The organism is Cryobacterium sp. TMT2-18-2, from assembly GCF_004402245.1.
In the GTDB taxonomy this organism is placed as follows: domain Bacteria; phylum Actinomycetota; class Actinomycetes; order Actinomycetales; family Microbacteriaceae; genus Cryobacterium; species Cryobacterium sandaracinum.
In genome coordinates this window covers 1-15,582 of record NZ_SOFU01000021.1, presented here as the reverse complement: position 1 = coordinate 15,582, position 15,582 = coordinate 1, and the positions used below count along the sequence as shown (strand labels likewise).

Sequence of the window (15,582 nt, the reverse complement as noted above, 5' to 3'; positions counted from 1 at the left end):
CTATGCTCATGCTCATGCCCGCGCCGAGGCGCGGGCATGGAGAGGGATTGGTTAGGCGTCGCCCTTTTTGGGCTCTTCGTCGGTGTCGGCAACGCGCTGACCGAAGTCGGGTTCGCCCATGACGGTGGCGCTGCCCTGGTTCAGCTCGGCGACGCCCTCGTCTTCGGGCTCGGCCACGATCGGCTCCACCACGCGGGCGATGGTCTGACGGTGCAACTGCACGACGGTTCCCGGGGCGATCTCTAGGGCCACCTTGTTCGCCTCCTCGTCAATCGCGAGGATGGTTCCGTACATGCCGAAGTTGGTCATGACCTCGGCGCCGACGACCATCTGGGCCTGCAGGGCAGCGAGGTCCTTCTGGCGTTTGCGGCTGTTGCGGAACATGAAGAACACGAGCGCCGCGAGAACGGCGAGCATGACGAGAGTCAACGGATCCATAAAACTGTGGGACCTTCCGGTTGCGGCGCGAGGGCCGAAGTCTGTGCGTCTGGCTCGGAGAACCAGCACGAGTGGTTCGAGGCGAACCAACTCGAATTATAGGTCATCCAGCATAAGAGGGATTGGCGGCCCACCCACCAGAGGGGCCGTCAGGCCGAAATGCCGCCACGCTTCCGCGGTCGCCACCCGGCCGCGCGGGGTGCGCATCAGGAAGCCGATCCGCACCAGGAACGGCTCCACGACGGCCTCGATGGTCTCGGACTCCTCCCCCACGGACACCGCGAGCGTGTTTAGACCCACCGGCCCTCCCCCAAAACGGGTCAGGATGATGCGCATCACCTCCCGGTCGAGCCGGTCGAGCCCGATGGCGTCGACGTCGTAGAGTTCGAGAGCCGCGTGCACCGCGGCCACATCGGCGTCTCCACCGTGCACCAGCGCGTAGTCTCGCACCCGCCGGAGCAGGCGGTTGGCGATTCTGGGCGTGCCGCGGCACCGACCGGCGATCTCGGCGATGGCGGCCGTGTCGATCGCCAGGTCGAGCAGTTTGGCTGCCCGGCCGAGCACCTGCTCGAGCTCGTGGTCGGCGTAGAACTCGAGGTGGGCGGTGAAGCCGAACCGGTCGCGCAGTGGGTTGGGCAGCAGTCCGGACCGGGTCGTGGCGCCGACCAGGGTGAACGGTGCCAGGTCGAGGGGAACCGAGGTGGCGCCAGCGCCCTTGCCGACCATGATGTCGATGCGGAAGTCCTCCATCGCCAGATAGAGCATCTCCTCGGCGGAGCGGGCCATGCGGTGGATCTCGTCGATGAACAGCACCTCGCCGGGCACCAGCGAGGAGAGTACCGCCGCCAGGTCACCGGCGTGCTGGATGGCCGGGCCGCTGGACATCCGCAGCGGGCGGTTGCCCTCGTAGGCGATGATCATGGCCAAAGTGGTCTTGCCGAGTCCGGGCGGGCCGGCCAGCAGGATGTGGTCGGGGGTACGGCTCTGCATGGTGGCTGCGGTCAGGAGCAGCTGCAGCTGCCCGCGAACCTTCTGCTGGCCGACGAACTCGCCGAGGCTGCGCGGACGGAGGGCACCCTCGAAGGCCAGTTCGGCGTCGCCCTCGAGTTCCGGCCTGGTGAGCTCCACGCCGGGGTCTCCGGCCAGACCCTGTGCGCCGGTCACGGGCGACGCTCCGATGCCTGCTGGGCCGGGCCGAGCCTGACGAGTACGAGGCGGAGGAGCGCTGCGACGCCGACCTGCCCGGGTTCGACGGTCTCCGCGAGGGTCTCGTCGACGGCCTCGGCCGCCACCTTCTCCGACCAGCCGAGCCCGATCAGGGCGGCCTGCACGTTCGCCGACGCGCTGGTGGGCTCCGGGCGGGCGGATGCCGCGGCCGTGACGGTCACGAACACCTTGCCGGCCAGGGAGAGCACGATCAGTTTGGCCGTTTTCGGACCAATGCCGCTGACCTTGCGGAAAGCGCCGTCGTCTTCCGCCGAGACGGCCTGAGCGATCTGGACGGGGCTGAGCACCGCGAGTACGCCAAGGGCCGATTTCGGGCCGACCCCGGTGACGCCGACCAAAAGCTCGAAGACCTCGAGTTCGTCGGCGGACGGGAATCCGAAGAGGGTGAGCGAGTCCTCGCGCACGATAAGGGTGGTCGCAAGCCGGGCCTCCGTGCCGACGCGCAGGGAAAGCGCAGTGGCCGGGGTGACCTGTACGGCCAGACCGACTCCCCCGACCTCGATCACGGCCGTGGAACCCACGGCAGACAGGACAAGGCCACGAACGGAAGCAATCACCGCTTCAGACTACGGGGCACCGGCGACACTGCGCTGCGCTCGGCGGCGCGCCACGCCTTCTGGGCCGGGGTCAGGGTGCCGGGGACCACGTCGGCGCTCGTGGGCAGGGTGCCGCCGGCCGCCCCGGTGCGCCAGGCATGGCAGATCGCGATGGCCAGCGCGTCCGCGGCATCCGCGGGCTTGGGCACCTCGGCCAGGCCCAGCACCCGTGCGACCATGGCGCCGACCTGGGCTTTGTCGGCGGACCCGTAGCCGGTGATGGCTGCCTTGACCTCGCTCGGGGTGTGCAGGGTGACCGTCAGCCCACGCTGAGCCGCCAGGAGCAGCGCGACGCCGCTCATCTGAGCGGTGCCCATCACGGTGCTGACATTGTCCTGAGCGAACACCCTCTCGATGGCGACGACCACCGGCTTGTGCCGGTCGAGCAAATCTTCCAGGCCTCGGCTGATCAATAGGAGCCTCTGCTCGAGCGGCAAGTCCGGCGAGCTGCGCAGCACGGTCACGTCAACCAGGGACGCGGATCGGTTGGCGGCGACGTCTACGATTCCGACGCCGCAGCGGGTCAGCCCGGGATCGATGCCCAGAACCCGGACCGACATAGCGCGCTACTCGGCTTCGGCCTGAAGCTCCGCGATGACCTCAGGCGACACGTCGTAGTTACTGTAGATGTTCTGCACGTCGTCGAGTTCTTCAAGGGCGTCGATCAGCCGGAACACCTTGCGGGCGGTCTCGGCGTCGACCTCGACCTTGAGCTGGGGCACGAACGCGATGTCGGCGGAGTCGTAGTCGATCCCGGCTGTCTGCAGGGCGGTCCGGGTCGCGACGAGATCGTGCGCTTCGCTGAAAACCTCGAACTTCTCACCGTCGTCGACGACCTCTTCGGCGCCCGCGTCGAGCACGGCGAGGAGCACGTCATCTTCGCTGAGGCCGTTGCTCTTCGGCACGACGACGATGCCCTTGCGGTGGAAGTTGTACGCGACGCTGCCGGGGTCGGCCATGTTGCCGCCGTTTCTGGACATGGTGGTGCGCACCTCGGCGGCCGCGCGGTTCTTGTTGTCGGTCAAACACTCGATCATGACGGCGACGCCGTGCGCGGCGTAGCCCTCATACATGATGGTGGTGTAGTCGACTACTTCGCCGGACAGGCCGGCGCCGCGCTTGACGGCACGGTCAATGTTGTCGTTGGGAACGGAGGTCTTCTTGGCCTTCTGGATCGCGTCGACCAGGGTCGGGTTGCCCGACAGGTCGGCGCCACCCATGCGGGCCGCGACTTCGATGTTCTTGATCAACTTGGCGAAGGCCTTGGCCCGACGCGAGTCGGTGACCGCCTTCTGGTGCTTTGTTGTCGCCCACTTGGAATGTCCGGACATGATTCTCCCGTTATCTTTGGCTGTCGTGACGTGCCTGTCGATTGGCGCGGGGGTGCCGCCGCCGTGCTGGTCGCTGCACTACTTGTGCCATTGGTCGCTGCACCGTGGGGTGCGCCTCATTCTAACCCGCGATGCCTGATGGGCCGGGCTTCACGCGCCCGGGGCCGCGGCGATCAGTTTGTTCAGGGTGCGGAGGTTGCGGGTGGTCGTGGTCGACCGGTACCGGGCCTTGCCGCTCAGCTTGCTGAACGGGCTGTTGATGCCGATGCTTCGGCGCACCTGCCAGTAGAGCACGCCGGTTCCGGTCCGAACCTGCTCCGTTTCCGGGTCCGGTTCCGCGGCCGCCTCGAGTAGTTCGTCGAGCGCGGTCTGCGCCGATCCGAACACGACATACGGATGCCAACCGTCCCGCTCCGCATCGTATGGGAACGCCCGCGCCACCCTGTCGAGGGTGTCAACGCCAAGCAGGACGATCCACGCCTGATAACCGAAGTTGTCGGAGAGAGCGCGTTCGATTGTGGCCTTGAGGGCCGCGGCATCCGGCTCGCTCGCCGTGAAGAGCACGTTGCCGCTGGCCAGGACCGTGCGGACATCCGTGTAACCGAGCCCGCGGAACACGGACCGCAGGTCCGTCATCGTGATCGTGATCCCATTGACGTTGATTCCGCGCAGGAGCGCCACCCAGCCGGCCATGACCGGAGCCTAGTAGCGGAAGTCGGCGGCGGCCACCTTCTGCAGGAAATAGTCGTGGAACCGGTGCTCCCCGGTGATCTCGGGGTGGAATGACGTTCCGAGCAGGTTGTCCTGCTCGACCGCGACGCAGCGCCCGTCCGAGAGCGTGGCTATCGCGCGGGCCCGGGTCCCGACGGACTCCACCACGGGGGCACGGATGAAAATGGCGTGCACCGGCGGCTCACCGAGCACCGGCACGTCGAGGTCGGTCTCGAAGGAGAGCGTCTGCGAACCGAAGGCGTTGCGACGCACGGCGATGTCGAAGCCGCCGATGCTCTGCTGCCCTTCGATCCCGTCGATGACGGTGTCGGCGAGCATGATCAGGCCCGCGCAGGTGCCGTAGACGGGCAGGCCGGCCCGCACGGCCTCGGCCAGAGGTTCCGCCACGCCGAACGCGCGGGCCAGTTTGTCCATGACGCTGGATTCGCCGCCGGGGATCACGAGCCCGCTGATGCGGGCCAGTTCCTCCGGACGGCGGATGAGTTCGACGTCGGCGCCGAGGGACCGCAGTACCTCGGCATGCTCACGAAAGTCACCCTGCAGGGCGAGAACTCCAACGCTCACGAAGGGGTGGTTACCAGCCGCGCTCGGAGAGGCGGTGCGGCGCAGCCAGATCGGACACGTTGATGCCGACCATGGCCTCGCCGAGTCCGCGCGAGACGGATGCGATGACGCTGGGGTCGTCGTAGAAGGTGACGGCCTTGACGATGGCGTTGGCGCGGGCCTGCGGGTTGCCCGACTTGAAGATGCCGGAGCCGACGAATACACCGTCCGCACCCATCTGCATCATCAGGGCCGCGTCGGCGGGGGTGGCCACGCCACCCGCGACGAAGAGCACCACGGGGAGCTTGCCGGTGGCGGCGATCTCGGCGACGAGTTCGTACGGCGCCTGAAGTTCCTTCGCGGCGACGTACAGTTCGTCCTTGCTCAGAGCCGACAGGCGGGCGACCTCACCCTTGATGGTGCGGATGTGCTTCATGGCCTCCGAGACGTCGCCGGTGCCGGCTTCGCCCTTGGACCTGATCATGGCCGCGCCCTCGTTGATGCGGCGGAGCGCCTCACCCAGGTTGGTCGCGCCACAGACGAACGGGACCGTGAAGTTCCACTTGTCGATGTGGTTGACGTAGTCGGCCGGGCTCAGCACCTCGGACTCGTCGATGTAATCGACGTTCAGGGCCTGAAGGATTTGAGCCTCGACGAAGTGGCCGATGCGCGCCTTGGCCATCACCGGGATGGATACCTCGGCGATGATGCTGTCGATCAGGTCGGGGTCACTCATGCGGGCGACGCCACCCTGGGAACGGATGTCGGCGGGAACCCGCTCCAGGGCCATGACGGCGACAGCACCGGCGTCCTCGGCGATGCGAGCCTGCTCGGCGTTGACGACGTCCATGATGACGCCGCCCTTCATCATGTCGGCGAGACCACGCTTGACGCGGCTCGAACCAAAGGCGGAAGTGGTTTCAGTCATAGCTTTGATTCTATTCCTTGGGTGGTGTTGATTCCGCCCGGCGGGTGCCGGTGGAGGGTATATGCGGCTAGTTGCCATCCTGGGGCCAGCCCTCGGCGACTTCGCGCCGCACATCGCCCAGGAGGCGGGGAATCGCCTTCGTTCCGGCGATGATCGGGAAGAAGTTCGAGTCGAGCGCCCAGCGGGGAACGATGTGCTGGTGTAGGTGCTCGGCAATGCCCGCGCCGGCAATACGGCCTTGGTTCATGCCGATGTTGAAGCCGTCGCAGTGCGACACCGCTTTGAGCACACGCATGGCCACCTGGGTGAGACTGCCGATCTCGGCGACCTCCTCCGGACTGGCCTCGTCGTAAGTCGCGACGTGCCGGTAGGGACAGACCAGCAGATGTCCGCTGTTATACGGGAACAGGTTCAGTAACACGTAGGCGTGCGTGCCGCGGGCCACAATCAGAGCCTTCTCGTCGGTCATGCTCGGGGCCAGGCAGAAGGGGCAGTCATCCGGGTGCGGTTGCTGGCCGTCCTGGATGTAGACCAGGCGGTGCGGGGTCCATAGCCGTTGGAAGGCATCCGGAACCGCGGCGAACTCCGACGACTGCTCGAGCCCCTCGAACTCGTCGCTGTGCGTGTCCATCTCAGACCTGGCCCTGGGTCGTGACCTGCGCGCGCGTATGGATCGCGGCGATGATGCGACGGATGGCCTCGTCGGCCGGTACGCCGTTCTCCTGGGTGCCGTCGCGGAACCGGAAGCTCACCGAGCGATTGGAGCGGTCATCCTCGCCGACGATCAGCTGGAAGGGTACCTTCGCCTTGGTGTGGTTGCGGATCTTCTTCTGCATGCGGTCGTCGGAGTGGTCGACCTGGGCGCGCACGCCTGCCGTCTCGAGCCGGCCGATGATTTCGTCGAGGTAGGGACCGTACTGTTCGGACACGGGGATGCCGACGACCTGCACCGGGGACAGCCACACCGGGAACGCCCCGGCGTAGTGCTCGGTGAGCACGGCGAAGAAGCGCTCGATCGAACCGAACAGGGCCCGGTGGATCATCACCGGGCGCTGGCGGGAGCCGTCGGGGGCGGTGTACTCGAGGTCGAACCGTTCCGGCAGGTTGAAGTCCAGCTGGATGGTGGACATCTGCCAGGTGCGGCCGATCGCGTCGCGGGCCTGCACGGAGATCTTCGGGCCGTAGAAGGCGGCGCCGCCCGGGTCGGCCACGAGTTCGAGGCCGGATGCTTCGGCGACTTCACGCAGGGTGTCGGTCGCTTCCGCCCAGGCCTCGTCGCTGCCGACGAATTTCTTCGGGTCCTTCGTGGAGAGTTCGAGGTAGTAGTCCTCGAGGCCGTAGTCGGCGAGCAGCTTGAGCACGAAGTTGAGGGTGCTGGTGAGCTCCTCCTTCATTCCTTCGCGGGTCGTGTAGATGTGCGCGTCGTCCTGGGTCATGCCGCGCACGCGGGTGAGGCCGTGCACGACGCCGGACTTCTCGTAGCGGTAGACCGATCCGAATTCGAACAGGCGCATGGGCAGGTCGCGGTAACTGCGGCCGCTGGAGCGGAAGATCAGGTTGTGGAACGGGCAGTTCATCGGCTTGAGGTAGTAGTCGACGCCCTGACGGGTCATGTGGCCGTCGGCGTCGTACTCCGCGTCGAGTTTCATCGGCGGGAACATGCCATCGGCGTACCAGTCGAGGTGACCGGACGTCTCGAAGAGGTTCGACTTGGTGATGTGCGGTGTGTAGACGAAATCGTAGCCGGCCTCGGTGTGGCGCTTGCGGGAGTAGTTCTCCATCTCCTGGCGGATGATGCCGCCCCTCGGGTGGAAGACGGGCAGGCCGGAGCCGATCTCCTCGGGGAAGCTGAAGAGGTCGAGTTCGGCGCCGAGCTTGCGATGGTCGCGTTTGGCGGCCTCCTCCTGGCGGGCTTGGTAGGCGCGCAGTTCGTCCTTGGTGGGCCAGGCGGTGCCGTAGATGCGCTGCAGCTGCGGGTTCTTCTCGGACCCGCGCCAGTAGGCGGCGGCCAGACGGGTCAGGGAATAGCCGTTGCCGATCATGCGCGTGTTCGGCAGGTGGGGACCGCGGCAGAGGTCTTTCCAGAGCGTCTCCCCCGTCTTCGGGTCCACGTTGTCGTAAATGGTGAGTTCGGCGCCGCCGACCTCGACGGACTCGTTGTCGACAGTCTCGGCGGCCCCGCCCTTGAGCCCGATTAGTTCGAGCTTGTACGGCTCGGCGGCGAGTTCGTCTCTGGCCTGGTCGTCGGTGACCACGCGGCGCACGAACCGCTGGCCCTGGCGGATGATGCGGTCCATGGCCTTCTCGAGCGACTTGATGTCCTCGGGGGTGAATGCCTCTTCAACGTCGAAGTCGTAGTAGAAACCGTCGGTGACGGGCGGGCCGATGCCCAGGCGCGCCGCCGGGTTCACGGTCTGCACGGCCTGTGCGAGCACGTGAGCGGCCGAGTGGCGCAGGATGCTGAGGCCGTCCGGCGAGCCGATGGTCACCGGTTCGACGACATCCGTCGGAATCACCGTCGTGGCGAGATCCTTGAGCTCGCCGTTGACGCGCATTGCGACAACGGACCGGTCGGTGAATAGCTCAAAGCCGTCAGCCACGTGTATTACTCCTCAGTATTGTTCGAACCCCAATAACTTTAGCGGCGCGCCTCGACCGCGACGGGCACGGCCATTTTGGGCAAAGAAAAACCCCCGAACTACCGGGGGTTTGCCTGTGGGCGATACTGGGATCGAACCAGTGACCTCTTCCGTGTCAGGGAAGCGCGCTACCGCTGCGCCAATCGCCCATTCTCTGAAAAGACTTTCCAGGAGTGGAGGTGGATACGGGATTCGAACCCGTGTAGACGGCTTTGCAGGCCGCTGCCTCGCCTCTCGGCCAACCCACCACATGGGATTCGTACCAAAAAGAACCGACCTTGCGGCCGATTCCATTCGAGCGGATGACGAGATTCGAACTCGCGACCCTCACCTTGGCAAGGTGATGCGCTACCACTGCGCCACATCCGCACTAGTCAACGTTTCCGCTGACTTGAAAGACTCTAGCCGATTCCGGCCGAACCCGCCGCACCCTCCCCGGCGATTCATCGCGGCGAGCCCGAGGAAGGCCCGATTCCACCTGGATTTCCGGCGCCGTGCGGGCAAAAAAAACCCCCGCTTTACCGGGGGGTTTATCTGTTTCCCAACTCTGTGGGCGATACTGGGATCGAACCAGTGACCTCTTCCGTGTCAGGGAAGCGCGCTACCGCTGCGCCAATCGCCCATTTCCTGAAAATCATTCCTGCATTGCGACTTCCGGGATTGGAGGTGGATACGGGATTCGAACCCGTGTACACGGCTTTGCAGGCCGTTGCCTCGCCTCTCGGCCAACCCACCACTTGGGATTCCTACCGAAAAAAACCGGCCTCGCGGCCGATTCCATTCGAGCGGATGACGAGATTCGAACTCGCGACCCTCACCTTGGCAAGGTGATGCGCTACCACTGCGCCACATCCGCAACTGCCCGCATTTCTGCGCGCTTGGAAGACTCTAGCCGATAGTCCCGTTCATATTCAAACCGAGTCGTTCCGGCGTGTTGAGGCCCCCACGATGTGCGCCTTCCACCCGGTCTGGGTTAGTATCGAAACTCGTGGTTACAGTACGAGGCCACAGGGGCGATTGGCGCAGTTGGTAGCGCGCTTCCTTCACACGGAAGAGGTCATCGGTTCGAGTCCGGTATCGCCCACACCAGAAAACCCCGGTCAAACGGGGTTTTTCTTTGCCCAAATGCGATTCGACCGACGAACAAAGCGCGAGAAAAAGCGCAACTTATCCTCACGGAGCGATAAGCAGGCTGATTTTTCGGCCAAATAGAGCGCCCGAAAAGCACAAGAAAGCGCACGAATAGGCACTCCATTGAACAGTCGCTTCCGCGCGCACCACGTGTGGTGCGCTTGAGCGCCAATGCGCGGTGGCGCGATTGTTGTGGCTGAGCACCACGGTCGGCGTGGTCGAGCACCACCTCGATCGGCTATCACCACTAATCGGCGGCCACACAGTCTGGATTGCTTCAGCTTTGACGCAGTCTCGCAATCAGCTCGGTGTCGGTGGAACTCCTAAAGTTTCTGCGCGCATTCTGCTGGAAGAACTCCCACGACTCCGACGAGTGCAGGGCACGCTCCATCGCCTCGCTCGCACGGCCAGACAGCCCAGCGAGCCATCCAAGGATCGTGCGCGCCGGGGCGAATTGACCGACTCCTGCGGTGGTGCCGAAGAGGACTGTTGCGACACGCTCGGCCGACTCGAACTGGTTCGCGTCGACCAGGGCACGGAGTACCCGCACACACCAGGAGAGAAACGAATCCATCTCGTTGTAGCTCATTCTGGGCACTTCCTCCAGGAGATCCGATACCGCATCGCTCATGCCACCGCTATCGGCTGCGGCCCATGCATTCACGTCGGACTGCGAAACCTTCGGGAGAGCACGGATCACGCGCACGTTTTCCTCCGGCTGCCCGAGAATTTAAGCGCTCGCCTCGGCCCAATCTCCTTGCTGCGTCAACGTCAGAAACGCCCCCACGTACGGTCGGGTCGCCGCGATGAAGGCCTTCACAAAATCGTCGAGGTTCGCAAACCGATCCTGTCCGAGTGGCCTCGTCGCCCTGAGGTAATAGCGCCAAGAAGAGCATCAGGAGGCATCACCACATGTCCGTACGATGGCTGCTGCCCGGTCAGCAGCCATGTGACTGTTAGCGCTTCGTGGCGGCGCTCTTTGATCGCTATTTGGCGCTATCGACGGTCAGGCGCTTCTTAATCCGGTATGAGACCCAGGGCGCGCGCCCGGCGAGGACCACCCATCTAGCCTGGCAAGGTGATGATGCTAACGCCCGCAGCTGCCCGAGTATTCTGGCTTGCGCTCCTAGAGAATGCAGCGCGGCTCACCGTCGACGCGGACGCACTCTTTCCGTCACCGCGCGCCCAAGCATTGGTTGTTCTTGCCCAGGAAGAAGTGGGTAAAGCGGTCTGGGTCTATAAGGCGTTCTGGGACGCGTGGAACGACAGCGAAGAGACGCAACACGAGGTGCACGAGCTACGCAAGCTGGGGTTAGATCACGTCGCGAAGCATGTACAGGCGAATGACTTCTTGACCGCGATGGTCGACGTCCCCGGCTTCTCGGATTCCGTGGACATCGAAATCGCGAGGGAACATGCCCCCGATGCGCTGCGTGCCTATCTTGCGTCTCTCGCTCAGGAGGACAACGACGCTAAGAAGAAGGCCTTTTACGTCGATATGAAACCAGACGGTTCGTTCACCGTCCCTCACGAGATCGACCGGCCTTTCCTAAGATTCGACATATACCGGGTTGCTGACATGATCCATTGGTTTTGCGCCGAGGACCAGCTTCGAGCCAGCGTCAGCAGCACGCCGCGATCCCCGACCCAACACATCGAGGTCATGTTAGAGCCGGTCTTGGCTAAGGGCTCGGACGGCTGAATCCGAATACGAAGGTAAGTTATCTCTCCCTCACGAGTGCAACTCGACTTGTTCCGGCCCTCGCGAATACCGACGCAGTCGGGCGTTCTTGCCGGTGTCTCATAACCCAGTTGTCGCGTAACCCATGGGATACGCGAGTCATAGCTGTCGCACAGCGGCAGGCCGCTGATGTGCTCGCAAACGATCGTTTGTGGGCGCGGCGAGGGTTGCGTCATGGAGCGATCACACGATGCCGCCATTTAGCGGAAACGGTGTGTGTCATTTTTCGTACTCGACTGCACGGATCTTTACGCTCGTCTGCACGGCACCAGCTGATGGCGCACTGTGCGGACTATGCAAGCCTCTAGATCGATTTCACCGTCTTGTATTCCATGGGACATGAGGCGCTTTTGAAGTATCAGGTTGGGCCGTCATCGTCGCCATGACCTGGTGAACTGCCCGGCACTACAGGGTGGCAGCTCGGCGCATCATGTAACGTTCGTGATACACGGCGACACAGATCAGGAACGAGCGCGGCCAGCACGTTTGTTCCTCGAGCATTTCTCCGGAGCCCGATCACGGCACGCTCCACTCATCGAACAATGCCTCTCAGACCGCGGCAGTTTCACTGTCGTTTGGTCAGTGCGCGCCATCGTGGTTGCTCGGTGACGACGACGACGAGACAGAGCGCGGTGACGAAGACAGCGATCCACGACGGCCAGAGCACCCATGACGCCCAGCTCGCCGCGACCAGCTGAGCGACCAGCAGCAGGATGGTCACGATGCCAGGTGCCGCTACGGGTCCGCCGCCGCCGGGACGGTCGCCGGGCGTGCTGAACACGGCCGGGAGTCCGATGAGCAAAACCACGACACCGATCGCCAGCAGGATCGAGTGCGGCCACAACGCCCACGGGGTCGCGACCCAGGCGACGAGCTCGGTCAAAAAGCGGAGGCCGCCGCGGACCGGATCGTGACCGGGACCGGGACCGGGACCGGGCGGGTGCGGGTGCGGGGTGCGCGAGGACGAGCGTTCGCGCTCAGCCACGGGATGAACCCGTCACTGGTCGGGCCGCGTCCCGATCACCCTTTCCCGTATCGGAAGACTCGCCGCCGACACGCAGGCCTTGGTCGATGAAGGTGATCATCCAAGCGAAGCTGTCGCCAACAACGGTGTCCATCTGGAAGCCATCGGACATCTCCAGGGACGCGAAACCGTGCAAGCTGCTGCGGAGCATCCGAAGCGCGTGGATCTCTTCCGTCGGATCGAGTCGGTAGCCGCGTAGGACTGCCGAGAAGGAATCGAGACTCCGACTCAGCGCCGCGTGCAACGGATCATCGGGGCCGCCCGGCCGGGCACCGAGGGTCGCGGCATACCGGCCGGGATGTCCCTCGACGAAGGACCGGAGGGCGTGGGCTGCGGCGGCAAGTGCGTCGCCGCCGGCTCGGCCCTGCGTAGCGTCTCGAATGGCATCGCCGAGCTCCGTGGTAGCAAGGATCGCGATGCGGTGGATGAGCGAGGACAGGCTGTCGACGTGTTTGTAGAGCGAGGGTGCTTTCACGCCGAGGCGTTTAGCAATGACGTTCATGCTCAGGTTCGCCAAACCGATCTCGTCGGCCAAGGCGGCGCCGGCCCGGGTCACGATGTCGGCATCGAGGCCGGCCCTAGGCACGGTGTGCCGGGGGGGTGGCCGGGAGAGTTTTGGATAGGAACGGAAGAAGCAAACCGAGAAGCTTCTCGGGCGTCTCGGCATGCAGGTAGTGGCCTGCGCCGTCGATGACGGCAAGCTCCCCAAGACCGGCCGGGAGGTCTGCGATGATGCGTTCGCCCTCAGCCCGGGGGTTGGCCCAGTCCGGGTCCGCGCCGCCTTCGACGATGAGGACCGGGCAGCGAACGTTGGCCAGCTGGGCGCCGGCGTCAGCCGGGCTCGTCTTGGTCATGGCCTTCAGGACTCCCATGCGATCCGGGTCGCTCAGCATTGTCTCGATGCGGGCGCGTTCAGTACTCCAGTCCGCGGGCTTCGTGGGGATCGCGAGGTTCAGGTAGTTCATCCAACCCTTGAGGCTGCCGCCCAGCATGACTTTCGCCAGCTGGACCGTTCCGCGCCGGTGGTTCTTGACGCGGAGCAACCCGCCGAGATCAGCCGACTGCTTACGGGTGAAAGGCGCCAACTCGACGACACCGGAGATCAGATCGGGTGCCGTGGCAGCAGCGATGGTCGCCGCCCCGCCGCTGATCGACTGGCCCACGATGACGGCGGGCCCGCCAAGATGACGCGCGAGGGCCACGAGGTCGCCCGCGATGTCGGTGCGCTCGTACTGCGACCATCCGGTGCTCGATTCGCCGCTACCGCGAATATCCGCGTTAGCGACCCGGTAGCCGGCCGCTACGAGAGCGGGGACGATGAACCGGTATGAGTGTCGGCTGTCACCCATCCCGTGGGCCAACACGACAAGCGGGCCTTCGCCCTGCAAGTCGTATGCGATGGTTCCTTCATCGATGTTCAGTGTCTCCGTCATAATGCCCTCCAGTGGCTAAGTGCGGTAGCGCAAAGCTAGCATGCATAGCCTGAGGTGTCTACTTCTTCGTCGATCGAACGTCTGCGGCCGTCGTTTCGAACGAGACAACGGCTGGCAGAAATATTGAATGGGCGCTCCGACGGACTCCTACCACCCCGTGGTCACCCGGCCCGCTCAGCGGCAGCCCCTTCGTGCGAGCCGCTCAAGGCCCGCCCGAAAGCCAATCCTTGGGTTCTCGCGGTGGTCGCAACGCTTACTGAATGGAGAGTGTTGTGGCGGGCTTGGCGTTGAGGTTCCGGCTGGATCTGGTCCAGCTGGCATGGGAGTGCTTTCAGGCGGGGCAGTTCGCGAGTGAGGCGGGCGAGCGGATCGGGGTGGATCGCACGACCGCGAAGAGGATGCTCCTGGCGGCCGGCGGGGTCAGGCCGCGCCGGGGCCGGGACCTTTAGTGCCGGTATCTGTCGTTCGTGGAGCGCGAGGAGATCGCGCTCGGGATCGCCGCCGGCCAGTCGATCTGTGCCGTCACGAGACGTATTGGTAGGGCGCCTTCGACGGTCTCGCGGGAACTCGCCCGGAACAGCATCAAGGGCGGCTATCGGGCCTCGAGCGCTCAGGTGGCGGCGCACCATCGCGCCTCACGCCCGAAGTCGGCGAAGCTGAGGGTGAATGAACGTCTGCGTGCGAGGGTGGAAGCGGACCTGGCCAAGCGGCGATCGCCGGAGCAGATCGCCGGTCGGCTACGTCGAGAGTTCCCCGACGATCCGGAGATGCAGGTGCAGATCAGCGACGACCTCGCGGTCGTGTTCGCCGGCCAGGCCGAGCTGCAGGTTTCGCACGAGTCGATCTATCAAAGCCTCTACGTTCAGAGCCGCGGTTGCGCCGGAGTGCGCCTGCACCGTCACCTTCGACGGGGCCGATCCGCCCGGAAACCACGGGGCACACAGCTGAACGCGCCGGGCAAGATCCGCGACAAGGTGATGCTGAGCGAACGGCCCAAAGAGGCCAACGACCGGAAGGTCGCCGGTCACTGGGAGGGCGACCTGATCGTCGGATCCGCGTCGGGATCGGCAATCGCGACTCTCGTTGAACGCACGAGCCGGTTCGTCGTCTTGGTGCATCTGCCCAATGGCCACAGCTCCGGCGCACTCCACGATGGACTCATCAGTGCATTGGACGGTCTGCCGGTACTGCTGAGGCGCTCTTTGACGTGGGATCAGGGAACCGAGCTGGCCCGGCACGTTGACATCACCAAAGCCACCGGCGTTCCGATTTTCTTCTGTGATCCGGGCTCACCGCGGCAGCGCGGCTCGAACGAGAACACCAACGGCCTGCTGCGCCAGTACTTCCCGAAAGGCACCGATCTGAACGCCCACAGCGCTCAACGCCTCCTCGAAGTCGCCACTGAACTCAACGAGCGACCCCGCAAAACCCTCAAACGAAGCACCCCAGCCGACCTGCTCAGCGAGCTAACCTCGAGGAAGGAATTAGCCCCTGTTGCTTCCACCGCTTGAAACCGCCCATGAGATACGAGACGCTGACTCCCCACCGGCAACCAGGTCGATGCGCCAAATAGCGATCACAGAACGCCGCCACATAGCGCCGAAAGTCACACAGCAGCCAGGATGCGATTGCCCCGAGGCTGTACACGTCAGCAGCCGAGGCGTCCATCAGGGTGCACCCCAGTGAGCGGGTCTAGATCGCTCGAAAGTCGCGTCAATCAGAGTGGGTGTCCGATACTATTGGACAGAAGCGACGGAGGATCTTAGAGATGATTGGACACAAAGGGCAGGTGGTTGGCTATGTGCGCGTTAGCGCCACC

Annotated in this window: 16 protein-coding genes and 7 tRNA genes; 3 read left to right on the top strand and 20 right to left on the bottom strand. The window is 64.7% G+C overall.

Going from position 1 to position 15,582, the window contains the following annotated elements; all coding sequences use genetic code 11:
* Window positions 1-51: 51 nt before the first annotated feature.
* From yajC to E3O22_RS06535, 16 genes are all read right to left on the bottom strand, one after another.
* Window positions 52-438 carry a preprotein translocase subunit YajC gene (yajC, locus tag E3O22_RS06610; RefSeq protein ID WP_104100489.1) on the bottom strand — a complete coding sequence of 129 codons (387 nt, stop codon included), beginning with the start codon at window positions 436-438 and terminating at the stop codon, window positions 52-54.
* A 96-nt stretch (window positions 439-534) separates the two neighbouring features.
* The gene (ruvB, locus tag E3O22_RS06605; RefSeq protein ID WP_370443700.1) at window positions 535-1,584 is read right to left on the bottom strand and encodes a Holliday junction branch migration DNA helicase RuvB; all 1,050 of its coding nucleotides are present in this window, start codon (window positions 1,582-1,584) and stop codon (window positions 535-537) included.
* A 14-nt stretch (window positions 1,585-1,598) separates the two neighbouring features.
* Window positions 1,599-2,222 carry a Holliday junction branch migration protein RuvA gene (gene ruvA, locus E3O22_RS06600; RefSeq protein ID WP_134396148.1) on the bottom strand — a complete coding sequence of 208 codons (624 nt, stop codon included), beginning with the start codon at window positions 2,220-2,222 and terminating at the stop codon, window positions 1,599-1,601.
* On the bottom strand, window positions 2,219-2,821 hold the full coding sequence (gene ruvC, locus E3O22_RS06595) for a crossover junction endodeoxyribonuclease RuvC (protein ID WP_134396149.1): 603 nt from the start codon (window positions 2,819-2,821) through the stop codon (window positions 2,219-2,221). The genes ruvA and ruvC overlap by 4 nt, the downstream gene beginning before the upstream one ends.
* Before the next feature lie 6 nt (window positions 2,822-2,827).
* A complete protein-coding gene (locus E3O22_RS06590; protein ID WP_104100486.1) occupies window positions 2,828-3,592 on the bottom strand; it encodes a YebC/PmpR family DNA-binding transcriptional regulator in 765 nt (254 codons plus the stop codon).
* Between the two features lie 150 nt (window positions 3,593-3,742).
* Window positions 3,743-4,285: a DUF1697 domain-containing protein gene (locus E3O22_RS06585; RefSeq protein ID WP_134396150.1), complete on the bottom strand. Its 543-nt coding sequence runs from the start codon at window positions 4,283-4,285 to the stop codon at window positions 3,743-3,745.
* 9 nt (window positions 4,286-4,294) lie between these two features.
* Complete coding sequence (gene pdxT, locus E3O22_RS06580) at window positions 4,295-4,888, bottom strand: pyridoxal 5'-phosphate synthase glutaminase subunit PdxT (RefSeq protein WP_134396151.1); 594 nt, start codon at window positions 4,886-4,888, stop codon at window positions 4,295-4,297.
* 10 nt (window positions 4,889-4,898) lie between these two features.
* Window positions 4,899-5,795: a pyridoxal 5'-phosphate synthase lyase subunit PdxS gene (pdxS, locus tag E3O22_RS06575; protein WP_134396152.1), complete on the bottom strand. Its 897-nt coding sequence runs from the start codon at window positions 5,793-5,795 to the stop codon at window positions 4,899-4,901.
* A gap of 67 nt (window positions 5,796-5,862) precedes the next feature.
* Window positions 5,863-6,426 carry an HIT domain-containing protein gene (locus E3O22_RS06570; protein WP_104100482.1) on the bottom strand — a complete coding sequence of 188 codons (564 nt, stop codon included), beginning with the start codon at window positions 6,424-6,426 and terminating at the stop codon, window positions 5,863-5,865.
* A gap of 1 nt (window position 6,427) precedes the next feature.
* Complete coding sequence (thrS, locus tag E3O22_RS06565) at window positions 6,428-8,350, bottom strand: threonine--tRNA ligase (protein ID WP_241973251.1); 1,923 nt, start codon at window positions 8,348-8,350, stop codon at window positions 6,428-6,430.
* A gap of 161 nt (window positions 8,351-8,511) precedes the next feature.
* Window positions 8,512-8,583: transfer RNA gene (locus E3O22_RS06560), tRNA-Val, on the bottom strand.
* A 25-nt stretch (window positions 8,584-8,608) separates the two neighbouring features.
* Window positions 8,609-8,682: transfer RNA gene (locus tag E3O22_RS06555), tRNA-Cys, on the bottom strand.
* A gap of 49 nt (window positions 8,683-8,731) precedes the next feature.
* Window positions 8,732-8,803, bottom strand: a tRNA-Gly gene (locus E3O22_RS06550).
* Window positions 8,804-8,984: 181 nt separating this feature from the next.
* Window positions 8,985-9,056, bottom strand: a tRNA-Val gene (locus E3O22_RS06545).
* Between the two features lie 39 nt (window positions 9,057-9,095).
* Window positions 9,096-9,169 (bottom strand) — tRNA-Cys (locus tag E3O22_RS06540).
* Between the two features lie 49 nt (window positions 9,170-9,218).
* Window positions 9,219-9,290 (bottom strand) — tRNA-Gly (locus E3O22_RS06535).
* 155 nt (window positions 9,291-9,445) lie between these two features.
* Between E3O22_RS06535 and E3O22_RS06530 the strand changes: the two genes are divergently transcribed.
* Window positions 9,446-9,518: transfer RNA gene (locus E3O22_RS06530), tRNA-Val, on the top strand.
* Between the two features lie 324 nt (window positions 9,519-9,842).
* Here E3O22_RS06530 and E3O22_RS06525 read toward each other — a convergent pair.
* Window positions 9,843-10,265 (bottom strand): hypothetical protein, encoded by a 423-nt coding sequence (locus E3O22_RS06525; RefSeq protein WP_134396154.1) that lies wholly within the window; start codon window positions 10,263-10,265, stop codon window positions 9,843-9,845.
* A 381-nt stretch (window positions 10,266-10,646) separates the two neighbouring features.
* On the opposite strand from E3O22_RS06525, the gene E3O22_RS06520 reads away from it, so the two are divergent.
* Window positions 10,647-11,267: an AbiV family abortive infection protein gene (locus tag E3O22_RS06520; RefSeq protein WP_241973295.1), complete on the top strand. Its 621-nt coding sequence runs from the start codon at window positions 10,647-10,649 to the stop codon at window positions 11,265-11,267.
* A gap of 604 nt (window positions 11,268-11,871) precedes the next feature.
* Here the strand turns inward: E3O22_RS06520 and E3O22_RS06515 are convergent.
* The 3 genes from E3O22_RS06515 to E3O22_RS06505 are packed head-to-tail and all read right to left on the bottom strand — an operon-like array spanning window position 11,872 to window position 13,763.
* Window positions 11,872-12,291, bottom strand: coding sequence for a hypothetical protein (locus E3O22_RS06515; protein WP_241976543.1), 420 nt, complete (start codon window positions 12,289-12,291; stop codon window positions 11,872-11,874).
* A complete protein-coding gene (locus E3O22_RS06510) occupies window positions 12,284-12,886 on the bottom strand; it encodes a TetR/AcrR family transcriptional regulator (RefSeq protein ID WP_370448469.1) in 603 nt (200 codons plus the stop codon). The genes E3O22_RS06515 and E3O22_RS06510 overlap by 8 nt, the downstream gene beginning before the upstream one ends.
* Before the next feature lie 22 nt (window positions 12,887-12,908).
* Window positions 12,909-13,763 carry an alpha/beta fold hydrolase gene (locus E3O22_RS06505; protein ID WP_134396157.1) on the bottom strand — a complete coding sequence of 285 codons (855 nt, stop codon included), beginning with the start codon at window positions 13,761-13,763 and terminating at the stop codon, window positions 12,909-12,911.
* A 458-nt stretch (window positions 13,764-14,221) separates the two neighbouring features.
* Between E3O22_RS06505 and E3O22_RS06500 the strand changes: the two genes are divergently transcribed.
* Entirely contained in the window at window positions 14,222-15,274 is a 1,053-nt protein-coding gene (locus E3O22_RS06500) for an IS30 family transposase (protein ID WP_134396158.1), read from the top strand.
* The last annotated feature ends 308 nt before the right edge of the window (window positions 15,275-15,582 follow it).

Bases quoted from the DNA above. Each gene is read 5' to 3' on its own strand.
- yajC (WP_104100489.1), bottom strand. From the start codon at position 438: ATGGATCCGTTGACTCTCGTCATGCTCGCCGTTCTCGCGGCGCTCGTG.
- ruvC (WP_134396149.1), bottom strand. From the start codon at position 2,821: ATGTCGGTCCGGGTTCTGGGCATCGATCCCGGGCTGACCCGCTGCGGC.
- E3O22_RS06590 (WP_104100486.1), bottom strand. From the start codon at position 3,592: ATGTCCGGACATTCCAAGTGGGCGACAACAAAGCACCAGAAGGCGGTC.
- E3O22_RS06585 (WP_134396150.1), bottom strand. From the start codon at position 4,285: ATGGCCGGCTGGGTGGCGCTCCTGCGCGGAATCAACGTCAATGGGATC.
- pdxS (WP_134396152.1), bottom strand. From the start codon at position 5,795: ATGACTGAAACCACTTCCGCCTTTGGTTCGAGCCGCGTCAAGCGTGGT.
- E3O22_RS06570 (WP_104100482.1), bottom strand. From the start codon at position 6,426: ATGGACACGCACAGCGACGAGTTCGAGGGGCTCGAGCAGTCGTCGGAG.
- thrS (WP_241973251.1), bottom strand. From the start codon at position 8,350: ATGCGCGTCAACGGCGAGCTCAAGGATCTCGCCACGACGGTGATTCCG.
- E3O22_RS06520 (WP_241973295.1), top strand. From the start codon at position 10,647: ATGATGCTAACGCCCGCAGCTGCCCGAGTATTCTGGCTTGCGCTCCTA.
- E3O22_RS06505 (WP_134396157.1), bottom strand. From the start codon at position 13,763: ATGACGGAGACACTGAACATCGATGAAGGAACCATCGCATACGACTTG.